This is a genomic window from Spirillospora sp. NPDC049652, from assembly GCF_040675125.1.
Taxonomy (GTDB): Bacteria; Actinomycetota; Actinomycetes; order Streptosporangiales; family Streptosporangiaceae; genus Spirillospora.
Map to the genome: position 1 here is coordinate 1 of NZ_JBFAOF010000423.1, position 5,828 is coordinate 5,828.

Genomic DNA, 5,828 nt, shown 5'->3' on the forward strand with positions numbered 1-5,828 from the left:
GTCACGCGGCGCGGACGCGTCCGCTGGGAGCTGGCGCGCGCCCGGGTGGCGGGCGTCGGCATCGACGACGCCGCCGAGCGGATGCCCCGGCTGGTCGTGTGGAGCCCGACCGGACGCGTCCTGCGGCAGGTCACCTTCCCGCCCGACCTGGCCGAGCTGAGGCGCGCCTGCGAGCGCTACGGCCTGCCCTGGGGCCCGCCGGACGCCGACCACCCCACGCCCCCGCCCCCGGAGCTCTAGCGCCGAGCCCACGGGCCGGCGCGGTGCCGCTCGTTAGAGCGGGGCCCGAAGCGGCCAGGACTCCAGCGGCTCGTATTCGACCTGGGTGCGCCCCTTCCCGGGCAGCAGGCTGCGGACGAGGTGGACGCTGTCGGCCGTCCACGGCGTGCCCGCGAACGACGACATCGGCTCCAGCAGCGGCCGGACGTCCACCGGATGGCGGCTGCGCGCAAGGGTGAGGTGCGGGCGGAAGGCGCTGTGCCGGTCGGGGAGCGTTCCGGCGCGGCGTCCCGCGGCGGCGGTCGAGGCGGCCAGCCCGGCCAGGTCGCGGCGGTCGCCGTAGAGGCCCGTCCAGAGCACCCGCGCGTGCGCGCCGCCGCCCGGGAAGGCACCGCCGCCCGCCAGTGACAGCCGGAGCCGGTCGTGCCGCGCGGACGCGCGCTGCAGGCGGGGAAGCAGGCGGTCGAGCGTCCGGTCCTCCACGTCGCCGAGGAAGGCGAGCGTGACGTGCAGCAGCTCGCGGCGCGTCCAGCGCAGCTCGGGCACCGTCTCCCGCAGCGGCCCGACGAACGCCTCCAGCTCGTCCAGGACGGCCGGTGGGGGCAGCAGCGCGACGAACAGCCTCATGCGTACGCCCGGGGTGCCACGTCCGCCAGCCTCTCAGCCCGGACGGGCCTTGTCACGCGAACACCGCCTCCCACGTGCGCCGTCGGCCTCCGCCGACGCCCCGCGCCGCGCGCCACCGGTCACCGCCACCGGTCACCGGCATCGGCAGCGCGCCGTCCGGTTCCGGCCGCTGCGCGCGGGGTCAGCGGCCGGCGGTCGCGGCGAGGAGGCGGGTGAGCGTCGGCCGGATCTCGGCGCGGGGCATGGCCGCGAGCGCGATGCCCACGGTCGCGGCGAAGGCGATCAGGCCGCCGACGACCACGGACGCCCGGGGGCCGAACGCCTGCGACATCCAGCCGACCAGCGGCGCGCCGAGCGGGTTGGTGCCGAGGAAGACCAGCATGTAGAGGCCCATCACCCGGCCGCGCATCTCCGGCTCGACGCCCAGCTGCATCATCGCGTTCGCCGAGGTCGTGAAGGTCATCATCGCGATCCCGGCGGGCACCAGGGAGATCACGTAGGACCAGTACGTCGGCATCAGCCCGCCGACCGTGACGAGCGCCGCGAAGACCAGCGCCGCCCCGATCAGCATCCGGAACCGGGGCCGGGTCGCCCGCCGGGCCGCCAGCAGCGCCCCGGTGAGCGCGCCGACCGCCATCATCGTGGACGCCAGCCCGAACGTGGACGCCCCGGAGTGGAACACCTGCCGGGAGATCAGCGCCACCGTGATCTGGAAGTTCATCGCGAACATCGACACGACGCCGATGAGGACGAGCACCAGCATCAGGTCGGCCCGTCCGCGCACGTACCGCAGGCCCTCCCGCAGCTGCCCCTTGGCCCGGGCGACCGGCTCCACGGTGCGCAGCTCGCCGGTCCGCATCAGGTACAGCCCGAGCAGGACGGCCGCGAACGAGGCCGCGTTGACGAAGAAGACCGGCCCGGTGCCGATCGCCGCGATCAGCACGCCGGCCACCGCCGGACCGACCAGCCGGGCGCCGTTGAACGTGGCGCTGTTCAGCGCGATGGCGTTGGGCAGGTCCTCGCGGCCGACCATCTCGACCACGAACGACTGCCGCGTCGGGTTGTCCACGACGGTCGCGAGGCCCAGCAGGAACGCCAGCACGTAGACGTGCCAGACCTGGGCCGTCCCGGTGGCGGCGAGCACGCCGAGGACCAGCGCCAGCAGGCCCATCGCCGTCTGGGTGAGCATCAGCACCCGCCGCTTCGGGTACCGGTCGGCGATGACCCCGCCCCACAGCCCGAACAGCAGCAGCGGCAGGAACTGCAGCCCGGTGGTGATCCCGAGGGCGCTGCCACCGTTGCCGTGCGCCAGTTCCAGGACGAGCCAGTCCTGGGCCACGCGCTGCATCCAGGTCCCCGTGTTGGACACGACCTGGCCGCCGGTGAACAGCCGGTAGTTCCGGTTCCGCAACGACCGGAACATCCCGTTCCGCGCCTCGGTCTCGTCAGCGGGCCGCTCAGTGCTCTCGGCCGTCTCGTTCGTCTCGTTCGTTTCGTGCGCGGACCGTCCGGTCCGCCGGGTCTCCTCCGCCGTTCCGGTCCCGAGGGCCACCGTCACGCAGACACACCTCCGCAGCAAAAGTCATTTACTTTGCTAACGATATGCCCGCGCTTGGTATTCCGCCATCGTGCGGCGGCGGCTCTCTCAGGGCGTCCGGGCGCCCTCAGGCGCCCACAGAGACGCCGGAAGTCGCCCCCGGTGGCCGGGGCGGGGCGTCAGCTGGAGCGGCTCAGCTTGTCCAGAACGGGGGCGGCTCGGTGCAGGATGTCGCGTTCCTCGTCGGTGAGCTCGTTCAGGCGGCGGGCGAGCCACTGCTCCTTGCGGCGGCGCTCCTCGGCGAGCAGGGCGTGCCCGGCTTCGGTCGTGGCCAGCACCGCCTGGCGGCCGTCGGTGGGGTGCGGGGTGCGGGCCAGCAGCCCCTGGTCCTCTAGGAACGCGATGACACGGGTCATCGACGGCGGCTGGACCTTCTCGTGGTCGGCCAGCTCACGCGGCGTCATGGAACCGTGCCGGGCCAGAGCGGCGAGGGCGGCGAACTGGGTGAGGGTCAGCGGCGGCCTGGCGTCGTCGGGACGGGCCGGACGCAGGGTGCGCAGCCGCCGGGACAGGCGCGCGACGGAGATGCGCAACTCCTCGGCCAGGCCGGCGGTGGTGGTGTCCAACGGTCAGTGCCCTCTCCCTGCGGTCCCGGTTTCCATCGTCCCACGTCGACGCCGTTTCCGAACCGGCCCGGCGCCCGGAACGGGGGGCGCAGCGCCTAGGCTGATGGCATGAGCCGTCCGCGCCGCCCCGACCCGTCGCCGCCCAGTCGGCCCAGCGCCGGTCCGGCCAGGCGTGCACGACGGTCACCGGCCTCGGCTCGCCGAGCTTCTCCAGCCCGAACGCCTTGCGGTACTCGGCGCGCGCCGCGTCGCTCAGCACCGGGACCGAGGTGACCTCGCCGCCGGTGATCCGCTCGACCAGCCGCAGGTAGGCGCGGACGGCCTCGGTCTCGGGCGGGTCGGCGAGCAGCGTGAGGACGCGGCGCTCGGCGCGGTCGGGCTCGTAGGGGACCCGGATCGGCCGCGTCTCCTCCGCGCCCGGGATCCGTTCCGCCGGGTCGTTCCCGCGGCCCAGGCGGGCCGGCCCGTCGCCGGACGCCTGGCGGAGGCTCGCGTCGGACAGCACGGTCGTCAGGCGCAGGTCGCCGGTCGCGGCGTCGTGAATGTCCTCGTACAGCGTCCGCTCCTCGGTCGCCCGCTGGGCGGACCCGCTGGACATGACCAGGACGTGGCCGACCGACAGCGCGATGACCTCGCGCAGCTTCTCCGAGGGGTCGCTCGGGGTGTCGATCAGCACCAGGTCGTAGGCCGACTCGTCGATCGCCGTCCGGACCCGGCGGGCCAGCTCGCCCGCGGAGATGCTCCAGTTCAGGTCGGCCTGCTCGGCGTTCCCGTGCTCGGCCGTCGCCACGTCCACCGGGACGGCGCTCCCCGGCGGGCGGAACCGCCGGATCGCCCAGCGCCCCCGGCGCCCCGCCGTCAGCTGGTCGAGCAGCCGCCCCAGCTCCCCGGCGGTGGACGGCACGCCGCCGTCGAACCGTTCGAGGTAATGCGCCACCCCGGGGTCCTCGCGACTCCAGTCGATGACCAGAACCCTTTTCGCCGCGCCCGCGAGAATGAGCGCGGTATTCACCGCGGCCGCGCTTCTGCCGAGCCCGCTCACCACCGCGGTGAAGACCACCGCCCGCGCGCGCACCGGATCACTCACACGGCCTCCTCACCGGCCGTCCGCCGCAGCATCCGGAGGAAGACGCCCGACTCGTTGTCGAACGCCGCGCATCGCGGACCCCCGTGCTCCCGCTCCCTGAGGACCCTGCGCAACGCCGCGTCCAGCACCGTCCCGGGGAGCCCGTCCGGCGGTTCCCCGGGCGGGGTGACCTGCGGGTCCGGGCGCGCGGTCTCGGTCATCCTCACCGTCCGGGTGCAGCGGCCAGCGTCATGACTCACCAAGAGCAGCTTCCCACAGGACGCCGGTAAGAAAAGTGCCAAGCGACACGGAAAGAAGAAAATGGCCGAAGTAGGCTCAATACATGATCACCGTCGCCGGTGAGCTCCCGCCGCCCCCGCCATTGCGACAGTTCATCATCAAACTCCACGGCCGCTGCAACCTGGCGTGCGACTACTGCTACGTGTACGCCAAAACCGACCAGCGCTGGAAGCACCGCCCCCCGCTCATGGACCACGCCACCGTCCAGGCCGTCGCGGACCGGATCGCCGAACACGCCCGCGCGCACCGGCTGCCCGACGTCTCGGTCGTCCTGCACGGCGGCGAGCCCCTGCTCGCCGGCCCGCGCCGCGTCGAGGACGCCGTGCGCACCATCCGCGACACCGTCGGGACCCGCGTCGACTTCTCCGTCCAGACCAACGGGACCCTGCTGACCGACCGCTTCCTGGACCTCTTCGACGAGCTGGACGTCCTGGTCGGCGTCAGCCTCGACGGCGACCGGGCCACCCACGACCGGCACCGCCGCACCCACCGCGGCGGCAGCCACGACCGCGTGGCGCGCGGACTGGCCGCGCTCACCGCGCCCCGCTACCGGCACCTGTTCAGCGGCCTGCTCTGCGTGGTCGACGTGGCCGCCGACCCCCTCACCGTCTGGGACGCCCTGCGCGAGTCCGCACCCCCGACCGTGGACCTCCTGCTGCCGCACGCCACCTGGACGGCCCCGCCCGCCGCCCCGCCCGGCGCCCACGCCGCATGGCTGACCGCCGTCTTCGACCGCTGGTTCGCCGAACCGCCGGCGACGCACGTCCGCCTGTTCGAGGAGATCATCCACGTCCTGCTCGGCGGCGCGTCCGCGCTCGGCAGCGTCGGCACCACCCCGCTCGGGATGGTCGTCATCGAGACCGACGGCATGATCGAGCAGTGCGGCAGCCTCGCGGTCGCGTTCGAGGGCGCCGCGGACCTCGGCCTGGACGTCGTCCACCACGACTTCGACACCGTCCTGCGCCACCCCGCCGTCATCGAGAGCCGGCGCGGCGCGGCCGGCGTCCCGACCCCCTGCCGCCCCTGCCGGTGGGCGACCACCTGCGGCGGCGGCCACCCCTCCCACCGCTACCGCCACGGCTCGGGCTTCGACCACAGGTCGGTGTACTGCACCGACCTGGACCTCCTCTACAGCCACATCCACCGGACCCTCCAGACCAGCCTCGCCGCCCCGCCGGCCGCTCTCGACAGAACCCACTGACCCGCGCGCCGGCACCGTGAGCGGGTGCGCGCCGGCACCGCGGACGGGTCAGACGGTGAAGCCGGTCAGGCCGGCGGTCTTCCCCGCCTCGCGGAGCTGTTCGGACGTGACGCCCAGCGCGCCGGTGAGGTCGGCGTCCGTGAGGTCCGCGCGGGTGAGGTCGGCGTCGGTGAGGTCGGCGCGGGTGAGGTTCGCGCCGGTGAGGTCGGCGTCGGTGAGGTCGGCGCGCGTCAGGTTCGCGCCGGTGAGGTC

The 5,828-nt window shown here is 74.1% G+C and carries 7 protein-coding genes and 1 pseudogene; 2 read left to right on the forward strand and 6 right to left on the reverse strand.

The features are described 5' to 3' along the window. Positions 1-240, forward strand: a pseudogene (locus AB0J52_RS24025) (hypothetical protein); the annotation flags it as partial. 33 nt (positions 241-273) lie between these two features. Here the strand turns inward: AB0J52_RS24025 and thpR are convergent. The 5 genes from thpR to fxsA all read right to left on the reverse strand — a co-directional run bounded on the left by thpR (position 274) and on the right by fxsA (position 4,296). Beyond that, positions 274-846: an RNA 2',3'-cyclic phosphodiesterase gene (gene thpR, locus AB0J52_RS24030; RefSeq protein ID WP_500184316.1), complete on the reverse strand. Its 573-nt coding sequence runs from the start codon at positions 844-846 to the stop codon at positions 274-276. Positions 847-1,027: 181 nt separating this feature from the next. After that, positions 1,028-2,269 (reverse strand): MFS transporter, encoded by a 1,242-nt coding sequence (locus AB0J52_RS24035; RefSeq protein WP_500184325.1) that lies wholly within the window; start codon positions 2,267-2,269, stop codon positions 1,028-1,030. Between the two features lie 293 nt (positions 2,270-2,562). Further along, positions 2,563-2,847, reverse strand: coding sequence for a MarR family transcriptional regulator (locus tag AB0J52_RS24040; RefSeq protein ID WP_500184317.1), 285 nt, complete (start codon positions 2,845-2,847; stop codon positions 2,563-2,565). Then, on the reverse strand, positions 2,834-4,096 hold the full coding sequence (locus AB0J52_RS24045; protein WP_500184319.1) for a hypothetical protein: 1,263 nt from the start codon (positions 4,094-4,096) through the stop codon (positions 2,834-2,836). The genes AB0J52_RS24040 and AB0J52_RS24045 overlap by 14 nt, the downstream gene beginning before the upstream one ends. Continuing rightward, entirely contained in the window at positions 4,093-4,296 is a 204-nt protein-coding gene (fxsA, locus tag AB0J52_RS24050) for an FxSxx-COOH cyclophane-containing RiPP peptide (RefSeq protein ID WP_500184321.1), read from the reverse strand. The genes AB0J52_RS24045 and fxsA overlap by 4 nt, the downstream gene beginning before the upstream one ends. Positions 4,297-4,418: 122 nt before the next feature. Here fxsA and AB0J52_RS24055 point away from each other — a divergent pair, with 122 nt between their 5' ends. Then, the gene (locus AB0J52_RS24055; protein ID WP_500184322.1) at positions 4,419-5,576 is read left to right on the forward strand and encodes an FxsB family cyclophane-forming radical SAM/SPASM peptide maturase; all 1,158 of its coding nucleotides are present in this window, start codon (positions 4,419-4,421) and stop codon (positions 5,574-5,576) included. A 48-nt stretch (positions 5,577-5,624) separates the two neighbouring features. On the opposite strand, the gene AB0J52_RS24060 is transcribed toward AB0J52_RS24055, so the two are convergent. Beyond that, positions 5,625-5,828: pentapeptide repeat-containing protein (locus AB0J52_RS24060; protein WP_500184324.1), on the reverse strand; the 204-nt coding region annotated here is incomplete at its 5' end.